A 25,934-nucleotide genomic window follows, 5' to 3' on the forward strand; every position below is an offset into this window, starting at 1 on the left:
CCCACGAAGTGGGGAGGGTGAGGTGTGATCTGGACATGGATTCTCTTGATCCTCGGATAACCCCTCACCCTTCCCATGGCTTACGCCATGGGCCCCTTCCCTCTCCCGGGACGGGAGAGGGAGATACATCACGCGTAGGCCGGGGCCTTCTTCGCCGCACGGGTCACCGCGTTGCTGAGGCCGCCCTTCAGCTTCGCGTATTCCTGCTGGACGTGGTTCTCGGCCCAGACCTGATCGGCAATCGCCTCGACCCGGACGGCGGCGTATTTGTATTCCGGCGTCTTGGCGATGGGATCGACGGCGTGGATGGTCAGCTCGTTGCAGGCGCCGATCCACCACTGGTAGGTCATGTAGACGGCCCCCTTGTTGGTGCGGTCGGTGACGCTGGCGCGGCTGATCACCTTGCCCCGGCGCGACGACACCCAGACCAGTTCCTGGTCGCGGATGCCCAGGGCCTTGGCGTCCTTCGGGTTCATGGTGACATAGCCGGGCTCGTCGGCCAGCGTCTGCAGGGCGGCGCAGTTGCCGGTCATCGAACGGCAGGAGTAATGGCCGACCTCGCGCACCGTGCAGAGGATCAGCGGGAACTCCTCGTTCAGCTGGTCCTGCGGCGGACGCCATTCGGTGGCGAACAGCAGGCCCTTGCCGCCCGGCCGCTGGAAGACGTTGCCCTCGTACAGATACTTGGAGCCGGCCGAATCGAGGTCGCGGCAGGGCCAGGGCACCGCGCCGAGTCCTTCCATCTTCTCGTAGGTCACGCCGTAGAAGATCGGGCAGAGCTCGCGCAGCTCGTCCCAGATCTCCTTGGTGTTGTTGTAGTGCATGGGATAGCCCATCGCCGTGGCGAGCAGGCTGATGATCTCCCAGTCGTGCTTGACGTCGCCCTTGGCGTCCACCGCCTTGGTGAAGCGCTGGAAGCTGCGGTCGGCGGCGCTGAACACGCCCTCATGCTCGCCCCAGGAGGTGGCCGGCAGGATCAGGTCGGCGAACATCGCCGTCTTCGTCATGAAGATGTCCTGGACGATGACGAACTCCATCGCCTCGAAGCCCTTGCGCACCTGGGTCAGGTCCGGCTCGGTCTGGGCCGGGTCCTCGCCCATGACGTACATGGCCTTCAGCCTGCCGGTTTCCGCCAGATGCGGCACGTCGGTCAGGCGGCAGCCGATCTGGTCGGGCAGTGAGTCGACCCCCCAGGCCTTGGCGAATTTCGCGCGCACCTCCGGATCGGTGACCTTCTGGTAGCCGGGGAATTCGGTGGGCAGCACGCCCATGTCGCAGCTGCCCTGCACGTTGTTCTGCCCGCGCACCGGGCCGACGCCGACATTCGGACGCCCGAGATTGCCGGTCAGCAGCGCCAGCCCCGACAGCCCCTTCACCACGTCGACGCCCTGGCCCCATTGGGTGACACCCATGCCCCACAGGATGGTGGCGGAGGGAGCGGCGGCGTAGATCCGCATCGCCTCGCGGATGTCGTCGGCGCGCAGGCCGGTGATCGCCGCAGCATATTCGGGCGTATATTTGTCGACGATCTTCTTGTACTCGTCGAAGCCCTCGGTGTGGTTGGCGACATAGTCCTTGTTGTAGAGCCCTTCATTGATCAGGACATTGGCGAAGGCATTGACCAGCGCCATGTTGGAGCCGTTATTCAGCGGCAGCCACAGGTCGGCCAGACGCGCCGTCTCGATCTTGCGCGGATCGCAGACGATGATCTTGGCGCCGCGTTCCTTGGCCCTGATGATGCGTTTGGCGATCACCGGATGGCTGTCGGCAACGTTGTAGCCGAAGACCAGGACGCATTTGGTGTGCTCGATCTCGGGGATCGAGTTGCTCATGGCGCCGTTGCCCAGCGTCACCTGCAATCCGGCGACTGACGGGCCATGGCAGACGCGCGCGCAGTTGTCGACATTGTTGGTGCCGAGAACCGCGCGGGTGAATTTCTGCATCACATAGTTGGTCTCATTGCCGGTGCCGCGCGACGAGCCGGTGGTCATGATCGAGTCGGGGCCGTACTTGGCCTTGATCTCGCCCAGCTTGGTCGCGGCGTACTGGATCGCCTCGTCCCACGACACCGCCTCGAACGCGGTATCGCGGCTGCGGCGCAGCATCGGGTTGCGCAGGCGCGGCGTCAGGATCTTGGTGTCGTTGATGAAGTCGTAGCCGAAATAGCCCTTGAGGCAGAGCTCTCCTTCATTGGTGACGCCGTTGAGGGGTTCGGCACCGACGACCTTCCCGCCCTCGACCAGCAGATTCAGTTTGCAGCCCGTACCGCAGTAGGGGCAGACCGCCATATGCTTTTCCATCTCGACCTCGATGTTCGCTCGATTGTGCCGGCTGTGCTTCAGCCGCAGTGATGGGAGGGTCAGGCCGCCACTTCGGCGGCTTCCAGGGCGGCGCGCTCGCGCCGGCGGCGCAGGGTCTCGTCCATCGCGTCCCGGTCCATCAGCGTCAGGGCGTTGGTCGGGCAGACCGACACGCAGGCCGGACCAGCGGCGCGGTCGACGCACAGGTCGCATTTGTGCGCCTGCGCCTTGACGCCCAGGCTGAGCGTCATGCCGGCGAACTGCCGGACCGCCGGGATCGTCACCACGTCCATGGCGCCGAAGGGGCAGGCCAGCACGCAGTTCTTGCAGCCCAGGCAGCGCTCCTGTTCCACCTGCACGCTGTGCTGGCGATAGACGATGGCGTTGTTGGGGCAGGCGTTGACGCAGGGCGCGTCTTCGCAATGGTGGCACATCACGGCAGTGCTGACGCTGGCCGTCTTCACCATGCGGATGCGCGGCTTGAAGGTCTCCGGCGCCAGTCCTTCGACGCCGGCACCATCGGAATGGGCAAGCGCACAGGCGACCTCGCATGTGCGGCAACCGATGCACTTGCTCGGGTTGGCAGTGACGAATCTGTTCATTCCCGTCGTCCTTGTTTGCAGCCGGAGGGGGCCGTCGGACGGTCCCGCCCCGGCATCGCTTCACTGTTCCCTGGCGTTACGCGCCGGTCCGCCGCGATGGGCACCGGTGGCTTCACGTCCGATCGAAATCGCTTATCGCCCGATATTTAAAAGTAATCGATGCCGATAAGCCGATCCTATCGAGTATATTGTCTTTCTTATCGGAGTTTCCGGTGAGTCATTCGGCAGTGAAATTGCCTCATGACTTCCTGTCTTCGTGACGCGCACCTTATACCCACTTTTTTTATGTGTCTAGTTGACATCGCGTAACTGAGGGGAATAGCGTAGCGAAGTCGATGACGGTCCCCATCGAGACGGTCATTTGACAAAGATTCGCAACAGCTGGCTCTCCTTCTGCCGCACCGCATGTGAAGACAGGCGGCCGCGGGGGCGTGCGCGAGCCAATACTGTCTTCTTATTGGCCGATCAGGATTTTTTATCGGGATCCTTCCCAATCCCGATCAGGCCGAGTCGACGCACCCGCCCGGGAAGCCGGAGGTCTGGACATGAATCGCTTCGTTATCGCGGAACCGAGAAAATGCATCGGGTGCAACACCTGCATGGCGGCCTGCACCGAGGCACACAAGAAACAGGGGCTGCAGTCGCATCCCCGGCTGACCGTCATGCGGATCGGCGACGACACCGGCCCCGTCCTCTGCCACCAGTGCGAGGACGCGCCCTGTGCCCGCGTCTGTCCGGTCGACGCCATCACCCATGCCGCCGACGCCATCCTGCTGGATGAGCAGGCCTGCATCGGCTGCAAGATGTGTGCGCTGGCCTGCCCCTTCGGCGCCATCACGCCCAGCGGCACGGGCATCGCCGGGGTCGCCGGCATCGCCACCGCCACACCGACCCATTCGGCGGCGCTCGACCCGCTGCTGGCCTGGGACATCGGCGTGCGCAGCGTGGCGGTGAAATGCGACCTCTGCGCCTTTTCCGGCGACGGGCCGGCCTGCGTGCGCGTGTGCCCGACCGCCGCCCTTTACGCGGCAGACGCCGACGCCACCCGCCAGACTGCCGCCGTCAAGCGCAGGCTGGCCGCCGCGGCACCGGTCAGTCCCGAAACGCCGCTCGCCTCGCTGGAGGGGCTGGACCCATGATTCCACTCTCCCTGCTCATCATGTCGCTGCTGCTGTCCTGCGGCGGCGCCATCCTCTGCCTCCTCCTGAAGCATCGGGAGGGGGACATCCGTCTTGGCGGCAGCGGCGTCGGCATCGCCGCGGCGGTCGCCGGGCTCGGCGCCGGGCTGACGGCCATCGGCGCCGGCCAGCCGGCCGTGCTCGATGCCGCCGGCCCCTACCCCTTCGCTCATTTCGTCCTGCGGCTCGACCCGCTGGCCGGCCTGATGATCGCGGTCATCTCCCTGCTGTCGCTGGTCGCCTGGATCTACGGCTTCGCCTATGTGCGCGAATATGCCGGGCGCGGCATCGGGGCGATGGGCTTCTTCATGAACGCCTTCATCGCGTCGATGATGCTGGTGGTGGCGGCCGACAACGCCTTCTGGTTCCTCATCTTCTTCGAGATGATGTCGCTGGCCTCCTACTTCCTGGTCATCTTCGACCAGGATGACGAGGCGGTGGGCGCCGGCTTCCTCTATTTCCTGGTCGCCCATGGCGGCTCGGTGCTGATCATGGCCGCCTTCTTCCTGATGGCGAACCAGGCCGGCAGCTTCGATTTCGCCGCCTTCCGCGCCCATCCGCTGCCGGCCCCGCTGGACAGCGTGGCGTTCCTGCTGGCCTTCATCGGCTTCGGCGCCAAGGCCGGAATGATCCCGCTGCACATCTGGCTGCCGCGCGCCCATCCGGCCGCCCCGTCGCACGCCTCGGCGCTGATGTCGGGCGTGATGATCAAGATCGGCGTCTTCGGCATCGTCAAGGTCGGCATCGACCTGCTGGGCGCCAGCGCCGGGCCGGCGATGCTGGGCTGGGGCCTGCTGGTGTTGGCCTTCGGCGCGGTGTCCTCGGTGCTGGGCGTCGTCTATGCCCTGGCGGAGCACGACATCAAGAAGCTGCTCGCCTACCACTCGGTCGAGAATATCGGCATCATCCTGCTGGGTGTGGGCACCGGCATGATCGGCATGGCGCTGCACCAGCCGGTGCTGGCGGTGCTGGGCCTGATGGCCGGCCTCTATCACCTGCTGAACCATGCGGTGTTCAAGGGCCTGCTGTTCCTCGGCGCCGGCTCCGCCATCTTCCGCATGCACACCAAGGACATGGAGGAGATGGGCGGGTTGGCCCGTACCATGCCCTGGACCGCCCTGTCCTTCCTGGTCGGCGCGCTGGCCATCTCGGCGATCCCGCCGCTGAACGGCTTCGTGTCGGAATGGTACACCTATCAGGCGCTGTTCGCCGCCGCTCTCGACGGTACCCCGCTTGTGAAGTTCGCCGCCCCCATCGCCGCCGTCATGCTGGCGCTGACCGGCGCGCTGGCGGTGATGTGCTTCGTCAAGGCCTACGGCATCATGTTCGCCGGAGCGCCGCGCAGCCATCATGCGGAGGAGGCGCGCGAGGCGCCGGCCGCGATGGTCGCCGGCATGGCGGTGTTGGCCGTCGCCTGCGTGGCGCTCGGCCTGCTGGCTCCGCTGGTGGCCCCGGTGATGGGCCGCATCGCAGCGGCGACCATCGGCACCGCTCCGGTGACTCTGGCAGTCGGCACCACCCTGCTGCCGGGCGACGCCCAGCAGGCGACGCTGTCCACCCCGCTGATCGCCATCCTGCTGATCGCCATGGCCTTCCTGCCTATCGCGCTGAAGGCTGCCTTCGCAGGCCGCCGCGGCGGCGACCGCAAGGTGGCGGCGCCCTGGGCGGCCGGATATCTGCCGGACCATCACATGCCCGCCACCGCCGGCAGCTTCGCCCAGCCGATCCGCATGTTCTTCGCCCCGCTCTACACCATGCGCCGCTCGATCTCCGGGCGCTGGACCGGCGTCGCCCTCGGCTTCGAGCGGGTGGTCACGCTGGCGCGGCGCACCGAACCGCTCGCCGACCGGAGCGTCATCGCCCCGATCACCGGCGCCGTCGATACCAGCGGCAAGTGGCTGCAAATCATCCAGGCCGGCGATTTCCGGATCTACTGCCTCTACATCGTCGCGGCGCTGATCGCGCTGCTGGCGCTGGCCGTCTGACGGGAGGACGCCATGCTGACCTTCTCACACCTGATCCTGGGACTGTTCCAGGCGCTCCTCCTGCTGGCCGCGGCCCCCCTGATCTCCGGCCTGTCGCGCATGATCCGGGCAAAGCTGCACACCCGCCACGGGCCGGGACTGCTGCAGGACTATCGCGACATCGCCAAGCTGCTGACCCGCCAGGACCTGACCCCACCCAACAGCGGCTTCGCCTTCCGCGCCATGCCGGCGGTGATGCTGACGACGGTGCTGGTCATCGCAATGGGCATCCCGATGCTGACCCGCTTCACGCCGGTGGCGCCCATCGGCGACCTGATCACCGTCATCTATCTGTTCGCGCTGGCCCGCTTCTTCTTCTCGCTGTCCGGCATCGACAGCGGCAGCTCCTTCTCCGGCATCGGCGGCAGCCGCGAGCTGACCATGGGCGTGCTGGTGGAGCCGGTGATGATGCTGTCGCTGTTCGTCGCGGCGCTGCTGGCCGGCTCGACCAACCTCGGCGCCATCGGCACCGCCATCGCAGACGGCCATGTCCGGTCGGCCACCGCGACCGTCATCGCAGCTCTCTCCTTCGCCTACGCCATCTACATCGAGCTGGGCAAGCTGCCCTACGACATGGCGGAGGCGGAGCAGGAGCTGCAGGAAGGCCCGCTGACCGAATATTCCGGTCCGTCGCTGGCGCTGATCAAGTGGGCGATGTCGCTGAAGCAGGCGGTCGTCGTCGCGTGGTTCATCGGCGTCTTCCTGCCCTTCGGCAGCGCGCCCGAGATGACATTCTTCGGGCTGCTGTTCGGGCTGGTCGCCTTCGCCATCAAGCTGGTCCTGATCTTCGCCGCCGTCGGCGTGGTCGAGAACAGCGTCGCGCGCGTCCGCTTCCGCCTGACCCCCCAGCACAGCTGGGTCGGGGTCGGCGCCGCCTCGCTCGCCTTCGTCTTCTATCTGGTCGGCCTGTGAGCCGGCGAGGGGCAGCATCATGATAACACTCCCCACGGAACCGCTCGGGCTGCTGGCGCTGGCCGCCATCCTCGTCCCCTTCGGCGGTGCGGCGGCGATCGCGGCATCGGAACGGGCATCGGCCAAATGGCTGTGCCAGGGCTTCGCAGCCGCCACCGTCGCGGTGATCGCCATCCTCGCCATGTCGCTGCTCGGCGACGGCAAGATCGGCGGCACCTTCGACCTGATCTCCTTCGGATCGGTCTCGATCCTCGGGCTGGTGGTGGACAGCGTCAGCGTGCTGATCGCGCTGGCGGTGATCTCCATCGGTCTGCTGGTGGCGGTCTATTCCGCCGCCTATCTGAACGCCGGCAACCGCGAGCATCCCGACATCGGCCGGCGGCGCTTCTACGCCTTCCTGCTGGTGTTCATCGGCGCGATGACCGGGCTGGTCTTCAGCTCCACCGTCGTCGGCCAGCTTGCCTTCTTCGAGCTGACGGGCGCCTGCTCCTGGGCCCTGATCGGCTACTACGAATCGCCGAAGGCGCTGCGCTCGGCGGCCAAGGCGCTGCTGGTCACCCATGTCGCCTCGCTCGGCCTCTATGTCGCGGCGGCGCTGCTGTTCCTGTCGACCGGCACCTTTGCTCTCACCGCCATCGCCGATCTGGCGCCGGGGATGAAGGCGGTCGTGCTGCTGGCGATCCTGGTCGCCGCCTGGGGCAAGTCGGCCCAGTTGCCCTTCCACATGTGGCTGCCCGACGCGATGGAGGCGCCGACCCCGGTCAGCGCCTACCTGCATGCGGCATCGATGGTGAAGGTCGGCGTCTACATCTTCGCCCGCGGGCTGATGTCGTCGGGCGGCGCGCCGGAGATCGTCGGCTGGGTCGGCTCGACCATGGCTGTGCTGACGCTGGTCTACGGCTTCTTCATGTATCTGCCGCAGGTCGACCTGAAGCGTCTCTTGGCCTATTCGACCATAACGCAGCTGGCCTACATCCTGCTGGCGCTGTCGCTGTCGGTCTTCGGCTCCGACCTCGCCTTCAAGGGCGCCATCGCCCACATCTTCAACCACGCCTTCGCCAAGACGCTGTTCTTCCTGGTCGCCGGTGCGCTGAGCTACACCGCCGGCACCCGCCTGCTGCCGTCGCTGCGCGGCATCGTCACCAAGTCGCCGCTGCTGGGCGTCGCCTTCGTCTGCGCCGCCCTGGCGATCACCGGCGTGCCGCCCTTCAACGGCTTCTTCAGCAAGTTCGCCATCTTCGCCGGCGGGTTCGAGGTCGGAGCGCATCACTGGGCGCTGATGGTGCTGGTCGTCATCGCGCTGGCGGAATCGGTCGGCTCCTTCGCCTGGTTCCTGAAATGGCTGGGCCATTCGGTGCCCGGCAAGCCGTCCACCACCATGGCCGCGGCGGCGCCGCTGCCGGCCGGCATGAAATTCGTGCTGGTGGCCCTGGTGGCGATGACGGTGGTCTCAAGCTCCATCGCCGCCTCGTGGCTCGGCTGAGGGAGGGAACGGTCATGAACGGATTTCTCATCGTCAACGGCCTGTCGGGCCTGCTGATCGTCAGCTCCCTTCTGGTCACGCTCGCCGGCAATCCGGCCAACTCCGCCCGCTTCTACGCGCTGCAGAGCTTCATCCTGGTGATGCTGTTCGTGGCGCTGGCAGGGACCACCGGGTCGGGCGAGCTGTATCTCTGGTCCTTCACCGCGCTGCTGACCAAGGTGATCCTGGTCCCGGCCATCATGTATCGCGCCTTCCGCAAGCTGAGCGACCCGGCCATCGGATCGGGTGCGGTGATGCCGACAGCGCTGTCGATCGTCGGGGCGGCGGTCGCCGTCATCCTGTGCTTCGGCGTGGCGTCCAAGGTGACGCTGCCGGCGGCGGATGCCATCAAGCCGGCGCTGGCGGTGTCGCTCGCCCTGTTCTTCATCGGGCTCGCCTGCATCGTGGCGCAGCGGAACATCCTGAAGCAGGTGTTCGGCTATTGCCTGATGGAGAACGGGTCGCACCTGACCCTGGCCCTGCTGGCCCCCAACGCCCCTGAACTGGTGGAGATCGGCATCGCCACCGACGCCATCTTCGCGGTGGTGGTGATGGCGGCGCTGGGATCCCGGATCTTCGACACGCTGCACACGCTCGACGCGCGCCAGCTCACGAGCCTGAAGGGATGACCGCCATGGTACCCTCGATCCTTCCCCCACTTCTGCTGATCGGTCCGCTGGCGGTGGCGCTGTTCCTGCTGACCCTGCCCTGGTTCCGGGAGTCGCTGCCCGACTCCTTCGCAACCGACCAGGGCAGCGTGGCGCTGCTGGAGCGCATCCATCTGGGCTCCATCGGCTATGTGTTCCTCCTGAGCGCCGCGGCGCTGATTCAGGTGCTGTCGAACGGCGCCATCGCCGCCTTCGGCGACTGGCTGTTCGTCGATGCGCTCGGCGCGGTCTTCATGATGCTGATCGGCGTGGTCGGGCTGCTGACCGGGCTCTATTCCATCGCCTACATCCGCCACGACCTCGAAGCCGGCCTGATCGATGCCGGCAAGCTGCGGATCTATTACGGCTTCTTCAGCCTGTTCCTGTTCACCATGCTGCTGGCGGTCACCGCAAACAACATCATCATGATGTGGGCGGCGATCGAGGCGACCACGCTCGGCTCCGCCTTCCTGGTCGGGCTGTACGGGCAGAAATCCTCGCTGGAAGCCGCCTGGAAATACGTCATCATCTGCACGGTCGGCGTCGCCTTCGGCCTCTACGGCACGGTTCTGGTCTTCTCCAACGCCGCCGACGTGCTGGCCGACCCGCATCAGGCGGTGCTGTGGACGGCCCTGGTCGGCCATGCCGCAGAGCTGGACCCGATGCTGGTCAAGCTGGCCTTCGTCTTCGCCCTGATCGGCTTCGGCACCAAGGCCGGCATCTTCCCGATGCATGCCTGGCTGCCCGACGCCCATTCCGAGGCGCCGAGCCCGGTGTCGGGCCTGCTGTCGGGCGTGCTGCTGAAATGCGCGCTGCTGATCGTCATCCGCTTCTACGTCATCACCGTCGGCACGGTGGGCGTCGGCTTCCCGCAGATGCTTCTGCTGACGCTGGGCGTCCTGTCGGTCGGCGTCTCGTCCCTGCTGTTCTTCGTGCAGCAGGATTTGAAGCGCAAGCTGGCCTATTCCAGCATCGAGAATGTCGGGCTGATCGTCGTGGCGCTCGGCGTCGGCGGGCCGCTGGGCATCGCCGCGGCCTTGCTGCACGCCATCAACCACAGCGTCACCAAGGCCCTGTTCTTCTGCAGCGCCGGCAATGTCCTGATGAAGTACGGCACCCGCGACCTGCGGGCGGTGAAGGGCGTGCTGCGGGTGGCGCCGGCCACCGGCCTGCTGATGATGGGCTGCGCCCTGGCGCTGGCCGGCTTCCCGCCCTTCAACATCTTCGTCAGCGAATTCATGGTCTTCATGGCCGGGCTGAACGAAGGCTATGGCTGGGTCATGGCGCTGTGCGCGCTGTTCCTGTGCATCACCATCGCCGGTCTGGTGAAGATCGTCGCCGACAGCGTGCTGGGCAAGAGCCCGGAGACGATGGCCAAGGGTGACGTGGGCTGGAGGGCGCTGGCCCCGCTGGGCGTCCTGGCGGTGCTGGTGCTGACGCTGGGCTTCGCCGTGCCGCAGCCGCTGTCCAACCTCGTCCAGCAGGCAACCGCGGTGGTGATGAACGGCGACAGCCGCCCGGTGGTCGCCGCCCCATGGCAGAAATACGACACGGTCCGCGCCGCTGGGCCGGTGGTGACCGGCAGCCTCTCGCAGACGGAGATTTCCAAATGAACCTCATCACTCCGGAACGGGTCGGGAGCGGCACTATCGCCTCCCTGCGCGAGAGCCTGCCCCATGCGATCCTGGATGAATCCTGGCAGACCGAGGCCCAGGTCACCATCACGGTCAAGCCCTCCTCGCTGCCCGATGTTGTCGCCAGCCTCTATTACGACCACAATGGCTGGCTGTCGGTGGTCGTCGGCAACGACGAACGGCCGCTGAACGGCGCCTACGCCGTCTACTACGTCCTGTCCATGGAGGGCGGCGACAAGTGCCATGTGGTGGTGCGCTGCGAGGTGCCGGCCGACACGCTGGAATACCCCTCCGTCACCCCGCGGGTGCCTGCCTGCGTCTGGGGCGAGCGCGAGGTGCGCGACATGTTCGGCCTGCGCCCGGTCGGGCTGCCGGACGAACGCCGCCTCGTCCTGCCCGACGACTGGCCCGACGAGCTGTATCCGCTGCGCAAGGACTCGATGGACTACCGGCTGCGGCCGGCGCCGACCAGCGACGACGAGACCTACCAGTTCATCAACGAAGCCAAGCAGGAGACCCGCGTCGTCCCGCTGGGACCGCTGCACATCACCTCCGACGAGCCCGGCCACTTCCGCCTGTTCGTCGACGGCGAGGACATCATCGACGCCGATTACCGCATGTTCTACGTCCACCGCGGCATGGAGAAGGTGGCCGAGACGCGGATGGGCTACAATGACGTGACCTTCCTTGCCGACCGCGTCTGCGGCATCTGCGGCTACGCCCACAGCGTCGCCTATGCGAACTCGGTGGAAAATGCGCTGGGCATCAAGGTTCCGCCGCGGGCGCAGGCCATCCGCTCCATCCTGCTGGAGACGGAGCGGATGCACAGCCATCTGCTGAACCTCGGCCTCGTCTGCCATTTCATCGGCTTCGACACCGGCTTCATGCAGTTCTTCCGCGTGCGCGAGAAGGCGATGACGCTGGCGGAGTTGCTGACCGGCGCCCGCAAGACCTATGCGCTGAACCTGATCGGCGGCGTGCGCCGCGACATCCTGGGCGACCAGCAGGCCAGGACCCGCGAACTGGTCGCCGAACTGCGCGACGACGTGACCCGGCTGGTCGACGTGCTGCTGTCGACCGCCAACGTCAGCGGCCGCGTCAAGGGCGTCGGCCGGTTGGACCCGCAGATCGCCCGCGATTACAGCCCGGTCGGGCCGGTGGTGCGCGGCAGCGGACATCGCCGCGACACCCGCGCCGACCATGCCTTCGGCGGTTACAAGCTGCTCGACATGCCGGTTCATGTGGAGCAGGGCTGCGACGTGCTGTCCCGCACGCTGGTGCGGGTGGCGGAGTTCTTCGACAGCCTGTGGATCATCGAACAGCTGCTGGACAAGGCGCCCGCCGGCCCGGTGCTGACCGAGGACTTCACCTATGCCCCGCATAAATTCGCGCTGGGCTTCACCGAGGCACCGCGCGGCGAGGACATCCACTGGTCGATGACCGGCGACAACCAGAAGCTCTACCGCTGGCGCTGCCGCGCCTCGACCTACAACAACTGGCCGGTGCTGCGCTACATGCTGCGCGGCAATACGGTGTCGGACGCCCCGCTGATCGTGGGCAGCATCGACCCCTGCTATTCCTGCACCGACCGCGTGACCGTCGTCGACGTTCGCAAGAAGCGCTCCAAGACCATCGCCTACAAGGAGATGGAGCGCTACTGCCGCGAACGCACGGATTCACCGCTGAAGTGACGGGGGCGACCGATGCTCAAGCTACTCAAGGAAATCTTCCGCACGGGCGAAGCGACGGTCAAGTACCCCTTCGCTCCCATGACGGTCTGCAAGGACTTCCGAGGCAAGCCGGAACACAGGGCGGAGGACTGCATCGCCTGCGCGGCCTGCACCGTCGCCTGTCCGGCCAATGCCATCCAGATGGAGACCGACACCGCGGCCGGCACCCGCACCTGGTCGATCAACTACGGGCGCTGCGTCTTCTGCGGCCGCTGCGAGGAATCCTGCCCGACCGCCGCCATCCGCCTGTCCGACGATTTCGAACTGGCGGTCGGCAGCAAGGCCGACCTGACGCGCAAGGCGGTGTTCTCGCTGGCCGAGTGCGCCTGCTGCGGCAAGGCCTTCGCCCCGGCCAAGGAGGTCGATTACGTCGCCCGCCTGCTGAGCCAGTCGGCCCGCAGCGCCGAGGAAGCGGACCGGCTGCGCCTGACCGTCTCGACCTGCCCGGCCTGCAAGCGCGCCCAGGACGTCCACCAGATCGCCCGCATGGGGATCGGCCGGCAGATTGAAGCCGGACAGTCGGTCAATGAACTGGAGACCACGCCATGAACGTCCCGGTGAACCCCAAGACCCTGGCGGCGGAGCTGCCGCAGGTCTCCACCAGCGAACAGATCGCCACGATGAAGAAAGCGCTGCTGAAGAACATCCAGCGCTCCGCCTATGTCTATCGCGTCGATTGCGGCGGCTGCAACGGCTGCGAGATCGAGATCTTCTCGTCCATCACTCCGGTGTTCGATGCGGAACGCTTCGGCATCAAGGTGGTGGCGTCGCCCCGCCATGCCGACATCCTGCTGTTCACCGGGGCGGTCACCCGCTCCATGCGGATGCCGGCGCTGCGCGCCTACGAGGCGGCGCCCGATCCGAAGATCGTCGTTTCCTACGGCGCCTGCGGCTGCACCGGGGGCATCTTCCACGACCTCTACTGCGTGTGGGGTGGCACCGACAACATCGTGCCGGTGGACGTCTACATCCCCGGCTGCCCGCCGACGCCGGCCGCGACCATCCATGGCTTCGCGGTGGCGCTGGGTCTGCTGGAGCAGAAGCTGAAGGCCGAGACCCATGTCGAGGCCGCCGGGGAGACCGCCGCTCTGCCCCACCCCGACATCCCCTATGCGCTGCGGGTCCGGCTGGAACGCGAGGCGCGGCGGATGGCCGGCTACCGCCAGGGGCACGACATCGCCGAGGAGTTCTTGGCCCTGCTGGAGGGGCATGCGCACATGCCGGGATCCTTCACCCTGTCCGAATGCATGATGGAGGCGATTGCCGAGGAACGCGACCCGCGCCGCGCCGAGATCATCGGCCGGCTGGTCGATGTCGTGCAGCAGGCGATCCGGGGAGAAGCGGCATGAGCACCCTCGCACAAGCCGATCCTGGCTCCATCCCCGGCTTGCGCGCCGGCCGCGGCGTGGCGCCCGAGGTGGTGTTCTACCAGCTGAACGCCAAGGTTCTGGAGCGGAAGGAGGACATCCCGGAGGATGCGAAACAGGTGGTCTATTATTCCCTGGCCATCGGGCATCACATCGGCGTGTTCGACTGCTTCAAGCCGGCCTTCCGCTGCACCACCGCGGTGTTCGACCGCGTGCTGGAGACGCTGAAGGACAATGAGGAGGCGCACCGCAAGCTGTCGGGCCTGCTGCGCTTCGGCGAGATCACGGTGGACAGCACCCACACCCGGCCGCTGATTGCGGCCATCGAGGCGGTGCTGCCGACCGCGCCGCCCGACGTGGCGGCATGGCTGGACCGGCTGCGCACGGCGCTGGACGCCATCCGGCGCGAACCCGCGATCTATCTGATGGGGAGACGGCTGTCATGACCGATGTCGTATTCACGGTTGGGAATGTCCTGCGCGGCGATGATGGGGCCGGCCCGCTGCTGGCCCAGCTGCTCGACGAGCAGCCCGCCCCCGGCTGGACCGTGGTGGATGGCGAGGATGTCCCGGAAAACCACACCCATCACATCCGCTCGCTGGCGCCGCAACGGGTGCTGATCGTCGACGCCGCCGACATGGAACTGCCGCCGGGCGCGGTCCGCCTGATCGACCGGGACAGCGTCGCCGAGCAGTTCATGGTCACCACCCACGCCATCCCGCTGAACTTCCTGATCGACAGCCTGCGGGAAACCGTGCCGGAGATCCTGTTCCTGGGCATCCAGCCGCAGGACACCAGCTACTTCGCGCCCGTCACCAGCACCGTCCGCCATTCCGTGGAGGCCGTTCACGACCGGCTCGTCCGCGGCGAGGGCTTCGAGGCCTACGAGACGGTGGGCTGACACCAGTCCCCCCGGAGCGTCTGCCGCGTCCTTCTTCGCAGCGCTCCGGGCATCAACGAAGACGCCGACGGCGTCACCGATCGGCGCTGAATTGCCGGTCGCCCCTCCCCCTGGCCGACGAACCGTTGCACATCCGTCGGCGGGTGCCGGGACAGACCGTGTCCGGAACAACTCCACACAAGCGGAGGACCCCGTCATGGCAACGGATCCAGCATCTAAAGACTCGATGGTGCTCGGCATGGACGCCTATTCGCCTGCCGAGATTCAGGACAAGGTGGAAAAGCTCGGCGTGAAGAAGGCGACGATGCCCTTCCTGCCCAGCTTCATGCTGGCGGTGGTCGCCGGCGGCGGCATCGGGCTGGGCGGCATGTTCTTCGTCATCGTGCTGGCCGATCCGGCGCTCAGCTTCGCGGTCCAGCGGCTGCTGGGCGGGCTGGTCTTCTCGCTCGGCCTGTCGCTGGTCATGGTCGGCGGGGCGGAGCTGTTCACCGGCAACTGCCTGATCGTCATGGCACGGGCGAACGGCCAGATCAGCACGGCGCAGGTGTTGCGCAACTGGGCGACGATCTGGATCGGCAACGCGGTCGGCGCGCTCGGCCTCGTCTTCCTGATCTACATGTCGCACCACACCGAGATGAACAACGGCGCGATCGGCGCCGCCATCCTGAAGCTCGCCATCGGCAAGATCGCGCCGGACGCGGTGACGATCTTCTTCAAGGGCATCATGTGCAACCTGCTGGTCTGCCTGGCGGTCTGGCTCGCCTATGCCGGCCGGACGGTGACCGACAAGATCGTGGCGCTGACCCTGCCGGTCGCCGCCTTCGTCGCCGCCGGGTTCGAGCACTGCATCGCCAATCTGTATTTCCTGCCGCTGGCTTATGTGCTGAAGATCACGGGCCATGTGTCGGCCGGGATGGACGTGTCGATGATCACCGCGGGCGGCATCCTGCACAACCTGCTGTTCGCCACGCTGGGCAACATCGTCGGCGGATCGGTGTTCGTCGGCGGCGTCTACTGGCTGATCTATCGTAAGGGCCTGGGAGGCCTGACCCCGCTGCCGTCGCGCAAGGCGATGCCGGTTATGGGGCGGTCTGCCGCGACGCATTGATCAGGAGACTCCCGCGGGCCGGCGATGAACCGGCCCGAGGGATTTGACGCTCATGCGAGCGTGGCGACGCGGGAGGGAACGGCGTAAACGGTGAAACGGCCGTCGCGCACATAGGCGACCACCCCCACCCCGACCGTCTCGGCAAAGCCGACGCAGAGTGAGGTCGGTGCGGAAATGGCGGCGATCAGCGGGATACCGGCGGTGGCCGTCTTGTGGACCATCTCGAAGGAACAGCGGCTCGACACCACGACGAAACCGCCGGTCGGGTCGATGCCGGCACGGGCCAGCGCGCCGATCAGCTTGTCGAGCGCATTGTGCCGGCCGACATCCTCGCGCACGGCCAGCAGTTGCCCATCGGGACGGGCGAAGCCGGCGGCATGGACGGCCCCGGTCTGCCGGTTCAGCGTCTGCCCCGATGGCAGGGCCGCCACGGCGCGGCGGATGGCGTCGGGCGCGATGCGGGCGGTCGAGCGGACGGGATCGAGAGGCCGCAACGTTTCCGCGAAGCTGTCGGTGCCGCAACGGCCGCAGCCGGATCCGCCCATCAGGTTGCGCTTGCGCCGCAGCAGTGCCGCAAGCCGCTCCACCGGCAGTTCCATGCGGAGGCGCACGCCGTCCGTCAGCTCGTCGATTGCGGTGATCGCCAGTTCGTCGGCACTGCCGACGATCCCCTCGCTGAGCGAGAAGCCGGTGGCGAAATCCTCCAGGTCGGTCGGGGTCGCCAGCATGACGGCGAAGAGGTCGCCGGCATAGACCAGCCCGACCGGCACCTCGTCGATGATCTTCTCTTGGCGGTCGTCGGTGTCCGATCCGGTGCAGACGGTCGCCGGCACCAGCCGGATGCCATGACGCGACAGCGGCTGCGCCAGGGAAAGCGGCGCGGATGTCGGGGCCGCGCAGGCGGTGGCGTGATCCATGATGTGGCAGAGCCCCTGGCTGCGATGAAAAGCGGGGTGAGGACGAGCGCCGGCCGAACGGTCCGTCACAGCGTACCGTTATAACGCCGAAGCTGGAGCATTGGTCCCGGCGTCATGATCGGACCGGCGCTCGCCCCACGATCTTGCACCGGCGCGCGGCGGAACGACATGCGGCATTACGGCCCAGTGTCAATATTTAACGGACAGACTTTAAATAAAATCGGCTTATCGGTTGATAGAATACACTTATCGCTCAGATGCGATGATGGACTTTCATGTATTGCTTCTGTTTTACGGTTTACAACACTTTGCCTGTGATGATATTTTCCACGAGGTGGAGGCGGAAGATGCATGAGCTTTCATTGTGCGAACGGCTGCTGGATTTGCTGCAGGAGGAATCCCGTCGGCACGCCTTCCGGCGCGTGACCCGCATCCGGTTGGCGGTGGGGCGATTCGCCTGCGTCGATCCGGACGCCCTGCGCTTCGCCTTCGACGTGGTCCGCCGCGACACGCTGGCCGACGGGGCGGCGGTCGACATCGTTCAGCCGCCGGGTCTCGTCTGGTGCGACGACTGCGCTTGCGAGCGGGAGGTGCCGTCACGGCTCGCCCTCTGCCCAACCTGCGGCGGTCAGCGCCTCAGCCCACGCGGCGGTGACGACCTGACCCTTGTCGAACTGGAAGTGGCCTGACCGCCGCGACGAAGGAGTCCGCCATGTGCCTTGGTGTCCCGGCCCGCATCCTCGCCGTCGCCGATGCCGGACGGATGACCGTCCTGGCCGATATGCTGGGCGAAGAGCGGGAGGTGAACCTCTCCTGCCTCGCCGGCCCGGATGAGCCGCCGGTCGCCTGGATCGGCGACTGGGTGCTCGTCCATCTCGGCTTCGCCCTGTCCCGGATCACAGAGGCCGACGCGCTTACAACCCTCGACATGCTTCGCCAGTTGGACGAGGCGGAGGACGGACGGGGCCACCTGAAGGCCTCCCTGATCGGCTGATCCCGGCAGAGAGAACAGCCGGCAGAGAACAGCCGGCATTCACAGGAGATCACTTGCGATGAACAGGTTGCTTTCCGCCGGCCTCGCCGGCCTTCTTGCGGTGGCGCTCGCCCTTCCGGCACTTGCCCACACCGGCCACGCCGGACACGCGATGTTCCAGGAAGGGCTGCTCCACCCGCTGAACGGCATCGACCATCTGCTGGCCATGGTAGCCGTAGGCATCTGGGCGGCGCAGAATGCCGGCCGGGCGATCTGGCTGCTGCCGGCGTCCTTCATCGCCATGCTGGCCGGGGGCGCCCTTCTCGGCATGACCGGGGTCGAGTTGCCGGCGGTGGAGGCCGGGATCGCCGCCTCCGTCGTGGTGCTGGGCCTGCTCGTGCTGCTGAACAAGCGGGTGCCGGTGGTGGCCGGAATGCTGCTGGTCGGTGCCTTCGCCGTCCTGCACGGCCATGCCCACGGCGCCGAGATGCCGCAGGCGGCCGATCCGGTCCTCTACAGCCTGGGCTTCCTGCTGTCGACCGCGATGCTCCACGGTGCCGGCATCGCCATCGGGCTGACCAGCCACATCCCGCGCCTGCTGTCGGGGCGGCGCATCGTCCGGTAAGCCGGCCTGCAGGGAACGGCAAGGAAAGCCGGGCTGGGAGCGGGAGCGGTACCCATCACGCCGTTGCGAACGAATGGTGCCGAGCGCTGTTCTTGTCTGCGTACCCTTCCCCGGCCGCCACGGTTCATGCCCTCCGCTCCGATCTCCCTCACCGACACATCCCTGCATCACACATCCGATGCCGGCCGGCTCGCCGAAGATCTGGCCCGCAGGGAAAGGCAGCACGAACTGCTGGCCCGCTTCGGCATGGCCGCCCTGAAGAGCACGGAGGTCGGCACGCTGTTGCAGGAAGCCACGAGCCTGTGTGCCGAAGGGCTGGGAACGGAGCTGTGCAAGGCGCTGGAATGGGTGCGGGACACCGATGGCGACGGGACGGAGGGAGACCGCCTGCTGGTCCGCGCAGGCGTCGGCTGGAACCCCGGCGTCGTCGGAGGCCGGACGGTGGGTACCGACCTCGCCTCCCCCGCCGGTTACGCGCTGAAAACCGGCGAGCCGGTCATCTCCAACGATCTCGGCACCGAATCGCGCTTTCGACTCCCGGCGCTCCTGGCCGAACATGGGGTGAGGAGCGCCATCAACGTGATCATCCGCGGCGAAGGCGCGCCCTTCGGCGTGCTGGAGGTCGACAGCCGACAGGAGGGCCGCTTCGATGCCGCCGACGCCGCCTTCCTCCAGGGCTTCGCCAACCTGCTGGGCGGTGCCATCGACCGAGCCCGCGACGCGGCGGAGCGCCACCGGACGGAAGCGCTGCTGCGCGAGAACGAGGAGCAGTTCCGAAGTCTCGCCGACCTGATCCCGCAGTTGACCTGGATGGCCGACGCCGGCGGCGCGATCTACTGGTACAACCGGCGCTGGTACGACTTCACCGGCGCCAAGCCGGGAGAGACGGAGGGCTGGAACTGGCGCATCGTCCACCATCCCGACCATGTCGATCGCGCCTCCGACGGCTTCTTCCGCGCCATCCGGGCGGAGGAGCCCTGGGAGGACACCTTCCCCCTGCGCAGGCACGACGGCGAATACCGCTGGTTCCTGTCCCGCGCCGTGCCGGTCCGCAGTCCCGATGGGCGCATTCTGCGCTGGCTGGGCACCAACACCGACGTGACCGAGCAGCGCCGGGCCGAAGCCCGCATGATGGAGGCGGAGCGGCGGCTGCAGCTGGCGCTCAACGCCGCGCGGATCGGCGCATGGTCGTGGAACCTGGACGAGGACCGCATCGAGGCCGACGCCCGCCTGCGCGAGATCTTCGACTTCACCGCGGAGTTCCCGCCCGACCGCCCGCTCTGCGGATCGGACGTGACCGGCCGCGTGCACCCCGACGACCAGTCCCGCATCCGGCGGATCATCGAGACCGCCCGGCGGGAACGCGGCGAATATGACGCCGAGTTCCGCATCCTCCTGCCGTCGGGCGAAATCCGCTGGGCGGTGGCGCGCGGCATCGTGACCGACAGCACGCCCGAACGCAGCCTGAGCCTGATCGGCGTCACCTGGGACACCACCGACCGCAAGAGGGCCGAAGACCGTCTGCGCGTCAGCGAGGAAAGGTTCCGCTCGCTGGTGGAGGCCACCGCCGCCATCGTCTGGAGCACGTCGGAGACCGGGCGCTTCACCGCTCCGCAGCCGAGCTGGAGCGCCTTCACCGGCCAGAGTTTCGAAGAGTTGAAGGGCACCGGCTGGATCGACGCGATCCATCCCGACAACCGCCCCCACACAGCGGAGGCCTGGCGCGCGGCGCGGGCGGGACGGACCGTCTACAAGGCCGAGCACCGGCTGCGCCGTCACGACGGCGTCTATCGCGACATGCTGGTCCGCGCCGTCCCGCTGCTGGACGGCACCGGCGCCGTGCAGGAATGGGTCGGCGTCCACACCGACATCACCACCCGCCGCCGCGCAGAGGAGGCGTTGCGCGAGACGGAGGAGCGTTACCGGCTGGCAGCGCGGGCGACCAACGATGCCATCTGGGACTGGAACCTGTCGTCGGACCGCATCCACTGGAACGAGGCGGTGCGCACCCTCTTCGGCTATGGCGAAGATGCGGCTGAGACCGCCGCGGCCTGGTGGATGGACCACATCCACCCCGACGACCAGGACCATGTGGTGACCGGCATCCATGCGGTGATCGACGGCGGCGGCACCCGCTGGAACGACGAATACCGCTTCCGCCGCGCCGACGGCAGCTATGCCAGCATCCTCGACCGCGGCTTCGTCCTGCGCAACGCTATCGGACAGCCGCTGCGCATGATCGGCGCGATGCAGGACATCAGCACCCGCAAGCGGGCGGAGGCGGAGCTGGAGGCCGCCCGCCTCGCCGCGGAGGAGGCCAACCGGGCCAAGAGCCTGTTCATCGCCAACATGAGCCACGAACTGCGCACGCCCTTGAGCGCCGTCATCGGCTATACCGAGATGCTGGAGGAGGAGCTGGCCGACCTCGGCGTCGACAGCATGCTGCCCGACCTTGAGAAGATCGAGGCCAACGCCCGCCACCTGCTGAACCTCATCAACGGCGTCCTCGACATCTCGAAGATCGAGGCCGGCAAGATGGAGGTGCATGGCGAGGACGCCGACATCGCCGAACTGACCCGCGAGGTCGCCGCGACGGTCGAGGCCCTGGTGTCGAAGAAGGGCAACCGGCTGGCCGTGGAGGTGGCGGACGGGCTGGGCCGCATGCACACCGACGTGGTGAAGGTTCGGCAGTGCCTGTTCAACCTGCTGAGCAACGCCGCCAAATTCACCGAGAACGGCACAGTCACCCTGTCGGTCGAGCGTGCGGCGAACGGCTCGGGTCCGGAGGCCGTCGACATGGTGGTCTTCCGCGTCACCGATACAGGCATCGGCATGTCGCCGGAGCAGGTCCGCCGGCTGTTCGAACGCTTCATGCAGGCCGACAGCTCCACCACGCGCCGCTTCGGCGGGACCGGACTGGGGCTGGCGATCACCAAGGCCTTCGCGGAGATGCTGGGCGGAGAGATCGCGGTCGAAACGGCATCCGGCAAAGGCACCAGCTTCATCCTGCGACTGCCCGCCGACCTGCGGCACGGCCAGGCGCACCGCCACTCCGATCCTTCACCAGTAACGGTCGACGGGACCACCCCCGCGCCGTCCGCCCGCGAGACGATCCTGATCATCGACGACGAGCAGGCGATGCGCGAACTGCTCGCCCGCTTCCTGCACCGCGAGGGCTTCGGCGTGGCGCTGGCGGCGGACGGCCAGACCGGCCTGTCGATCGCCCGGCAAATCCGCCCGCGCGCCATCCTGCTGGACGTGATGATGCCGCGGACCGACGGCTGGTCGGTGCTGTCGCTGCTGAAGGCGGAACCCGATCTGGCCGACATCCCCGTCATCATCATCTCTTCCCGCCGGGAAAAGGGGCTGGCGCTGTCGCTGGGGGCCGCCGACTATTTCACCAAGCCGGTGGACTGGCAGCGCCTGCACCGCGTGCTGAGCGGCCTCAGCGGTCAGGCTCCGGGCACCGCGCTTGTGCTGATGGAGGCCGACGAGACACGCGCCCTCCTGGGAGCGGAGCTGGGCCGCGACGGCTGGGACGTCCGGGAGGCCGAAACGGAGGAGGAGGCGTTCCGCCAGCTTGCCGCCGTCCGGCCGACCGTGATCCTGCTGGACCCCTTCATGGACGGCCTGGACGGCTTCGCCTTCCTCAAGGCGCTGAGCCGCAATCCGGATTGGAGCGGCATCCCCGTCATCGTCATGGCCCCCCAGGCGATCGGCCGCGCCGAGGCCGAAGAGCTGCGAGGCCGCGTCCGCGACATCATCCCGATGACGGAGGATGGATCGGAAGAGATGATCGAAGAGTTGAAGGACGCGATCGCGCGCCTGCGGCCGGCCTCCGGCAAAATGGAGGATACCGCTGGCGCGACCGGTAGAACGGGAGGAACCGATGGCTAAGCTGCTGCTGGTCGAGGACCATGAGGAAATCTGGGACTTCCTGTCACGCCGCCTGAAGCGGCGGGGGTTCGACGTGGTGCTCGCCTTCGACGGGCGCCAGGGAGTGGAGATGGCGCGCAGCGAACGGCCGGACGTGATCCTGCTCGACATGAATCTGCCGGTCATCGACGGCTGGACCGCCGCCCGCGAACTGAAGGCCGGCGGGGAGACCGCCGCCATCCCGATCATCGCCCTGACCGCCCACGCCATGTCCGGCGACCGCGAGAAGACCCTGCAGGCGGGCTGCGACGATTACCATCCCAAGCCCGTCGATTTCTCCCGTCTGCTGACGCAGATCGACAGCGCGATGCAACGACCGGCCGGAACCGACGGGGGAACCCCGTGATGACGGATCTTCAGAAGCCCGGCCTGCTGAAGCGCCTGTTCGGCGGCTTGCCGAGTTCTCCGCCTGCCATTCCGACCGCCATTCCCACCGGCGAGCCGGACGCGGACGCCAGCCCGCTGGGATCGCGCCTCGGTCACCAGCCGGTGCTGCACGAGATGCTCGCCCGGCAGATCCTGGACGCCCATCTGCGCAACCGCCACCAGCTGCACGACCGCGCGCCCGCGGATCTTGCAGGCGCCAGTCCGGAGGAGGCCCGCCTGCTGGTCCGCGCCATGGCCGCCGCGGCCCACGCGAACGGCAAGTTGGACGGCATGGAACTCGGTCGGATCAGGGGCAAACTGCGCAGCAGTCCCCTCGACGAAGAGGACCGGCGCGCGCTTGAGAATTCGTTGGAAGAACCGCAATGCCTGGAGGACCTAGTCCGGCAGGTCGACAGTCCGCGCCTGGCCGCCCGTTTCTACGCGGTCTCCCTGGCGGCGGTCGACAAGAACGCGCCGATCAACCGCTCCTACCTGCGCTACCTCGCCCAGCGCCTCGGCCTTCCCGCCGATCTGGTGGTGCGGCTGAACCGGCAGATGGGTCTGCGGCTGTAGCCGGCTCCGTCAGACGTCCTGCCGTCAGACGTCCTGCCCGCTGGCGCTGAGTTCACCCAGCGCGTTCCGGATCGTGTTGGTTTCCAGCAGCAGCCGGCGCGACACGTCGCTCAGCGTCAGCCAGCCGACGACCTGATTCGCCTCGTCCAGCACCGGCAGGCGCCGCACATGATAGGCGCCCATGATGTCCATCGCCGTCGCCAGCGTGTCGGTGTCGCGGCAGCTGAAGACGGAACTGGACATCACCTCGCGGACCCGTACTCGCGTGCTGTCGCCGCCCTCCGCCACCACCCGGAACAGGATGTCGCGGTCGGTCAGGATACCCAGCAGGTCCTCGGCCGACCCGACCGGCAGCGCGCCGACATCCAGTTCGCCCATCAGGGTCGCAGCCTCCTGTACGGTGGCGTCGGGGGCGATGAACTCCAGCGCCTTCGCCATGATCTCGGAAACCAGCACGGTCGTGTTCCTCATTGGTCGGGCCCGCCCCTTGGCGTTTGGGGGGGGCGGCGTTGGGGGCCGGCGATGGGCGGGCGGCGATTGACAACATCCGGTCGGGAACCGTTGTTCCTTCCTCACCCCCCAAGCGGCCAGACCATCACGATCAGCCAGGTGCCAAGCGTCAGGATGAGCAGCGACAACGGCAAACCCAGCCGGGGATAGTCGCTGAACCGGTAACCGCCGGGGCCCATCACCAGCGTGTTGCATTGATGGCCGATGGGGGTCAGGAAATCGCTGCCGGCACCAACGGCAACCGCCATCAGGAACGGATCGGGGCTGAGGCCCAGCTGCTGGGCCACCCCGGCGCCGATGGGCGCCATGACCAGCACGGTCGCCGCATTGTTGAGGAAGGGCGTGACCGCCATCGCCGCCGCCATGACCAGCGTGACGCAGGCCACCGCCGGCAGGCCGCGCGCGGCATCGGCCAGCAGCGTGGAAATCACCCCGGTCGCCCCGGTGCTTTCCAGCGTGCCGCTGACCGGGATCAGCGCGGCCAGCAGGATGATGATCGGCCACTCCACCGCGTGATAGGCATCCTCGACGCTGAGCACCCCGGTGACGATCATCGCCGTTGCCGCCGCCAGGAAGGTGACCGCCAGCGGGGCCAAATGCAAGCCGACGACCAGCATGGTGATGATGACGATCCCGACCGGCACCCACATCGGCCGGCGTCGGCCGAGTTGCAGGCGGCGCTCCGCCAGCGGGATCAGGTTGGCATCGGCGAGCGCGTCGGGATAGCGCTCCGCCGGCACTTGGAGCAGCAGCAGGTCACCCTCGCGGAACACCACATGGTGCAGGCGCTGGGCAATCCGCTCGCCGGCGCGGCTCACTGCCAGCAGGCTGAGGCCGAAACGCCGCCGCAGGTCGAGACGGCGGTCGGAATGGCCGGCAAGCGGCGAGTCCGGCGTGACCACCGCCTCGACCGCCAGCAATTCGCCATCCACGCCCTCCAGCACCCCTAGCGGTTCCAGCGAAGCGGCTTGGACCAGACGCTGCAGGGCCGGCGCATCGCCCTCCAGCACGAGGATGTCGTCGGCCAGCAGGACCCAGTGCTTGTCGGGAACATAGCGGCGGAACCGTTCGCGGATCAGGCCGATCACTTGAGCCTCGCCCTCCGCCAGGCCCTCGATGTCGCGGACGGTGCGGCCGACGAAGGCCGATGCGGCCGACAGCCTCATCTCGCTGGCGTAATTCTCGACGGCGAATGTCTCTTCCGCCGACCGGGCGCCGCTGCGGTCCTGGGGCAGCAAGCGCCAGCCGAACATCAGGAAGGCCAGCCCGGCCAACGTGATCCCAAGCCCGACCGGCAGGTAATCGAACATGGCGAAGGGCTTGCCCAGGATCTCTTCCCGCACGCGGGACACGATGATGTTGGGCGAGGTGCCGACCAGCGTCATCAGTCCTCCCATGAGAGAGGCGAATGCCATCGGCATCAGCACGCGATGCGCCCCGGTGCGGTGCCGCCGCGCCAACTGCATGGTGATCGGCAGGAAAATGGCGAGCGCGCCGATGTTCTTCATCAGGGCCGACATGAAGGCCACCGACCCGGACAGGAAGGCGATCTGGCGCGTCGGCGTGTTCAGCTTTGCTGCCACCGGGCGGACCAGCGCGTCGATCACGCCTGATCGGGCGATGCCGGCGCTGACGATGAGGGCGGAGGCGATGATGATGACGATGTCGTCGGCAAAGCCGGAAAAGGCGTCCTTCGCCGGAATCAGCCCCAGGAATACGCCGGCCAGCAGGGCCAGCACCGCCACCACGTCGAAGCGCAGCTTGTTCCAGACCAGCATCGCCACCACAATGCCCACCAACGCAAAGGCCATGAACTGCTGCAGGGTCATCGAAGGTCCATCTGTTGGTGTCGCCCGGAGGTAACCCCGCGACACCCGGCAGCGTTCCCGAAGCGCTGGCGGTACGGCAGTTGCGCCAACGCCGGTTTTGAACCAACAGCAAAACGCCCCGGCTCATGTGAGCCGGGGCGTTTCCGATATGTGCGAAGATGCCAGCGTTTGTGCTTCGGTGTTTAGCGTCTCTTGAGCCTGAGTGACCTGGCGGCGACCTACTCTCCCACGTCTTAAGACGCAGTACCATTGGCGCGGAGGCTTTTCACGGCCGAGTTCG

General features: G+C 67.3%; 23 protein-coding genes. 18 read left to right on the plus strand and 5 right to left on the minus strand.

All coding sequences use genetic code 11. The features are described 5' to 3' along the window. Positions 1-128 precede the first annotated feature (128 nt). Together fdhF and J2Y49_RS26935 are read right to left on the minus strand one after the other, a co-directional pair. The gene (gene fdhF, locus J2Y49_RS26930; protein ID WP_310118460.1) at positions 129-2,300 is read right to left on the minus strand and encodes a formate dehydrogenase subunit alpha; all 2,172 of its coding nucleotides are present in this window, start codon (positions 2,298-2,300) and stop codon (positions 129-131) included. 59 nt (positions 2,301-2,359) lie between these two features. After that, positions 2,360-2,902: a 4Fe-4S dicluster domain-containing protein gene (locus J2Y49_RS26935; RefSeq protein ID WP_310118461.1), complete on the minus strand. Its 543-nt coding sequence runs from the start codon at positions 2,900-2,902 to the stop codon at positions 2,360-2,362. A 545-nt stretch (positions 2,903-3,447) separates the two neighbouring features. Here J2Y49_RS26935 and J2Y49_RS26940 point away from each other — a divergent pair. The 12 genes from J2Y49_RS26940 to J2Y49_RS26995 all read left to right on the plus strand — a co-directional run bounded on the left by J2Y49_RS26940 (position 3,448) and on the right by J2Y49_RS26995 (position 15,925). Beyond that, positions 3,448-4,041, plus strand: coding sequence for a 4Fe-4S dicluster domain-containing protein (locus tag J2Y49_RS26940; protein WP_310118462.1), 594 nt, complete (start codon positions 3,448-3,450; stop codon positions 4,039-4,041). Next, on the plus strand, positions 4,038-6,065 hold the full coding sequence (gene hyfB, locus J2Y49_RS26945; RefSeq protein WP_310118463.1) for a hydrogenase 4 subunit B: 2,028 nt from the start codon (positions 4,038-4,040) through the stop codon (positions 6,063-6,065). Before J2Y49_RS26940 ends, hyfB begins: the two co-directional genes overlap by 4 nt. Positions 6,066-6,077: 12 nt before the next feature. Continuing rightward, on the plus strand, positions 6,078-7,016 hold the full coding sequence (locus J2Y49_RS26950; RefSeq protein WP_310118464.1) for an NADH-quinone oxidoreductase subunit H: 939 nt from the start codon (positions 6,078-6,080) through the stop codon (positions 7,014-7,016). A 19-nt stretch (positions 7,017-7,035) separates the two neighbouring features. Further along, positions 7,036-8,499, plus strand: a complete 1,464-nt coding sequence (locus J2Y49_RS26955; protein ID WP_310118465.1) for a hydrogenase 4 subunit D — start codon at positions 7,036-7,038, stop codon at positions 8,497-8,499. 14 nt (positions 8,500-8,513) lie between these two features. Then, positions 8,514-9,167 carry a hydrogenase 4 membrane subunit gene (hyfE, locus tag J2Y49_RS26960; RefSeq protein WP_310118468.1) on the plus strand — a complete coding sequence of 218 codons (654 nt, stop codon included), beginning with the start codon at positions 8,514-8,516 and terminating at the stop codon, positions 9,165-9,167. Positions 9,168-9,172: 5 nt separating this feature from the next. After that, entirely contained in the window at positions 9,173-10,798 is a 1,626-nt protein-coding gene (locus tag J2Y49_RS26965) for a hydrogenase 4 subunit F (RefSeq protein ID WP_310118469.1), read from the plus strand. Then, positions 10,795-12,510 (plus strand): hydrogenase large subunit, encoded by a 1,716-nt coding sequence (locus J2Y49_RS26970; protein ID WP_310118471.1) that lies wholly within the window; start codon positions 10,795-10,797, stop codon positions 12,508-12,510. The genes J2Y49_RS26965 and J2Y49_RS26970 overlap by 4 nt, the downstream gene beginning before the upstream one ends. Positions 12,511-12,522: 12 nt before the next feature. Then, positions 12,523-13,098 (plus strand): formate hydrogenlyase complex iron-sulfur subunit, encoded by a 576-nt coding sequence (locus J2Y49_RS26975; protein ID WP_310118473.1) that lies wholly within the window; start codon positions 12,523-12,525, stop codon positions 13,096-13,098. Beyond that, complete coding sequence (locus J2Y49_RS26980) at positions 13,095-13,898, plus strand: NADH-quinone oxidoreductase subunit B family protein (RefSeq protein ID WP_310118475.1); 804 nt, start codon at positions 13,095-13,097, stop codon at positions 13,896-13,898. Before J2Y49_RS26975 ends, J2Y49_RS26980 begins: the two co-directional genes overlap by 4 nt. Then, a complete protein-coding gene (locus J2Y49_RS26985) occupies positions 13,895-14,362 on the plus strand; it encodes a formate hydrogenlyase maturation HycH family protein (RefSeq protein ID WP_310118477.1) in 468 nt (155 codons plus the stop codon). The genes J2Y49_RS26980 and J2Y49_RS26985 overlap by 4 nt, the downstream gene beginning before the upstream one ends. Further along, positions 14,359-14,817 carry a hydrogenase maturation peptidase HycI gene (hycI, locus tag J2Y49_RS26990; protein WP_310118478.1) on the plus strand — a complete coding sequence of 153 codons (459 nt, stop codon included), beginning with the start codon at positions 14,359-14,361 and terminating at the stop codon, positions 14,815-14,817. Before J2Y49_RS26985 ends, hycI begins: the two co-directional genes overlap by 4 nt. Positions 14,818-15,013: 196 nt before the next feature. Continuing rightward, the gene (locus tag J2Y49_RS26995) at positions 15,014-15,925 is read left to right on the plus strand and encodes a formate/nitrite transporter family protein (protein WP_310118480.1); all 912 of its coding nucleotides are present in this window, start codon (positions 15,014-15,016) and stop codon (positions 15,923-15,925) included. A 50-nt stretch (positions 15,926-15,975) separates the two neighbouring features. On the opposite strand, the gene fdhD is transcribed toward J2Y49_RS26995, so the two are convergent. After that, complete coding sequence (gene fdhD, locus J2Y49_RS27000; protein WP_310118482.1) at positions 15,976-16,842, minus strand: formate dehydrogenase accessory sulfurtransferase FdhD; 867 nt, start codon at positions 16,840-16,842, stop codon at positions 15,976-15,978. A gap of 347 nt (positions 16,843-17,189) precedes the next feature. Between fdhD and hypA the strand changes: the two genes are divergently transcribed. The 6 genes from hypA to J2Y49_RS27030 all read left to right on the plus strand — a co-directional run bounded on the left by hypA (position 17,190) and on the right by J2Y49_RS27030 (position 23,315). Further along, positions 17,190-17,531 carry a hydrogenase maturation nickel metallochaperone HypA gene (hypA, locus tag J2Y49_RS27005; RefSeq protein ID WP_310118484.1) on the plus strand — a complete coding sequence of 114 codons (342 nt, stop codon included), beginning with the start codon at positions 17,190-17,192 and terminating at the stop codon, positions 17,529-17,531. Between the two features lie 23 nt (positions 17,532-17,554). After that, a complete protein-coding gene (locus tag J2Y49_RS27010) occupies positions 17,555-17,836 on the plus strand; it encodes a HypC/HybG/HupF family hydrogenase formation chaperone (RefSeq protein WP_310118486.1) in 282 nt (93 codons plus the stop codon). Between the two features lie 58 nt (positions 17,837-17,894). Beyond that, positions 17,895-18,440, plus strand: coding sequence for a HupE/UreJ family protein (locus J2Y49_RS27015; RefSeq protein WP_310118488.1), 546 nt, complete (start codon positions 17,895-17,897; stop codon positions 18,438-18,440). A gap of 126 nt (positions 18,441-18,566) precedes the next feature. Further along, positions 18,567-22,337, plus strand: a complete 3,771-nt coding sequence (locus tag J2Y49_RS27020) for a PAS domain-containing protein (RefSeq protein ID WP_310118490.1) — start codon at positions 18,567-18,569, stop codon at positions 22,335-22,337. Next, positions 22,330-22,722, plus strand: a complete 393-nt coding sequence (locus J2Y49_RS27025) for a response regulator (RefSeq protein WP_310118491.1) — start codon at positions 22,330-22,332, stop codon at positions 22,720-22,722. Before J2Y49_RS27020 ends, J2Y49_RS27025 begins: the two co-directional genes overlap by 8 nt. After that, a complete protein-coding gene (locus J2Y49_RS27030) occupies positions 22,722-23,315 on the plus strand; it encodes a DUF533 domain-containing protein (protein WP_310118493.1) in 594 nt (197 codons plus the stop codon). Before J2Y49_RS27025 ends, J2Y49_RS27030 begins: the two co-directional genes overlap by 1 nt. Positions 23,316-23,339: 24 nt before the next feature. Here the strand turns inward: J2Y49_RS27030 and J2Y49_RS27035 are convergent, their stop codons facing one another. Further along, a complete protein-coding gene (locus J2Y49_RS27035) occupies positions 23,340-23,786 on the minus strand; it encodes a CBS domain-containing protein (protein ID WP_310118495.1) in 447 nt (148 codons plus the stop codon). A gap of 101 nt (positions 23,787-23,887) precedes the next feature. Further along, positions 23,888-25,654 (minus strand): SLC13 family permease, encoded by a 1,767-nt coding sequence (locus J2Y49_RS27040; RefSeq protein ID WP_310118497.1) that lies wholly within the window; start codon positions 25,652-25,654, stop codon positions 23,888-23,890. Between the last annotated feature and the right edge of the window lie 280 nt (positions 25,655-25,934).

This window comes from Azospirillum sp. BE72 (genome assembly GCF_031455875.1).
Lineage (GTDB): Bacteria > Pseudomonadota > Alphaproteobacteria > Azospirillales > Azospirillaceae > Azospirillum.

Bases quoted from the DNA above. Each gene is read 5' to 3' on its own strand.
- fdhF (WP_310118460.1), bottom strand. From the start codon at position 2,300: ATGGAAAAGCATATGGCGGTCTGCCCCTACTGCGGTACGGGCTGCAAA.
- J2Y49_RS26935 (WP_310118461.1), bottom strand. From the start codon at position 2,902: ATGAACAGATTCGTCACTGCCAACCCGAGCAAGTGCATCGGTTGCCGC.
- J2Y49_RS26940 (WP_310118462.1), top strand. From the start codon at position 3,448: ATGAATCGCTTCGTTATCGCGGAACCGAGAAAATGCATCGGGTGCAAC.
- hyfB (WP_310118463.1), top strand. From the start codon at position 4,038: ATGATTCCACTCTCCCTGCTCATCATGTCGCTGCTGCTGTCCTGCGGC.
- J2Y49_RS26950 (WP_310118464.1), top strand. From the start codon at position 6,078: ATGCTGACCTTCTCACACCTGATCCTGGGACTGTTCCAGGCGCTCCTC.
- J2Y49_RS26955 (WP_310118465.1), top strand. From the start codon at position 7,036: ATGATAACACTCCCCACGGAACCGCTCGGGCTGCTGGCGCTGGCCGCC.
- hyfE (WP_310118468.1), top strand. From the start codon at position 8,514: ATGAACGGATTTCTCATCGTCAACGGCCTGTCGGGCCTGCTGATCGTC.
- J2Y49_RS26965 (WP_310118469.1), top strand. From the start codon at position 9,173: ATGGTACCCTCGATCCTTCCCCCACTTCTGCTGATCGGTCCGCTGGCG.
- J2Y49_RS26970 (WP_310118471.1), top strand. From the start codon at position 10,795: ATGAACCTCATCACTCCGGAACGGGTCGGGAGCGGCACTATCGCCTCC.
- J2Y49_RS26975 (WP_310118473.1), top strand. From the start codon at position 12,523: ATGCTCAAGCTACTCAAGGAAATCTTCCGCACGGGCGAAGCGACGGTC.
- J2Y49_RS26980 (WP_310118475.1), top strand. From the start codon at position 13,095: ATGAACGTCCCGGTGAACCCCAAGACCCTGGCGGCGGAGCTGCCGCAG.
- J2Y49_RS26985 (WP_310118477.1), top strand. From the start codon at position 13,895: ATGAGCACCCTCGCACAAGCCGATCCTGGCTCCATCCCCGGCTTGCGC.
- hycI (WP_310118478.1), top strand. From the start codon at position 14,359: ATGACCGATGTCGTATTCACGGTTGGGAATGTCCTGCGCGGCGATGAT.
- J2Y49_RS26995 (WP_310118480.1), top strand. From the start codon at position 15,014: ATGGCAACGGATCCAGCATCTAAAGACTCGATGGTGCTCGGCATGGAC.
- fdhD (WP_310118482.1), bottom strand. From the start codon at position 16,842: ATGGATCACGCCACCGCCTGCGCGGCCCCGACATCCGCGCCGCTTTCC.
- hypA (WP_310118484.1), top strand. From the start codon at position 17,190: ATGCATGAGCTTTCATTGTGCGAACGGCTGCTGGATTTGCTGCAGGAG.
- J2Y49_RS27010 (WP_310118486.1), top strand. From the start codon at position 17,555: ATGTGCCTTGGTGTCCCGGCCCGCATCCTCGCCGTCGCCGATGCCGGA.
- J2Y49_RS27015 (WP_310118488.1), top strand. From the start codon at position 17,895: ATGAACAGGTTGCTTTCCGCCGGCCTCGCCGGCCTTCTTGCGGTGGCG.
- J2Y49_RS27020 (WP_310118490.1), top strand. From the start codon at position 18,567: ATGCCCTCCGCTCCGATCTCCCTCACCGACACATCCCTGCATCACACA.
- J2Y49_RS27025 (WP_310118491.1), top strand. From the start codon at position 22,330: ATGGCTAAGCTGCTGCTGGTCGAGGACCATGAGGAAATCTGGGACTTC.
- J2Y49_RS27030 (WP_310118493.1), top strand. From the start codon at position 22,722: ATGACGGATCTTCAGAAGCCCGGCCTGCTGAAGCGCCTGTTCGGCGGC.
- J2Y49_RS27035 (WP_310118495.1), bottom strand. From the start codon at position 23,786: ATGAGGAACACGACCGTGCTGGTTTCCGAGATCATGGCGAAGGCGCTG.
- J2Y49_RS27040 (WP_310118497.1), bottom strand. From the start codon at position 25,654: ATGACCCTGCAGCAGTTCATGGCCTTTGCGTTGGTGGGCATTGTGGTG.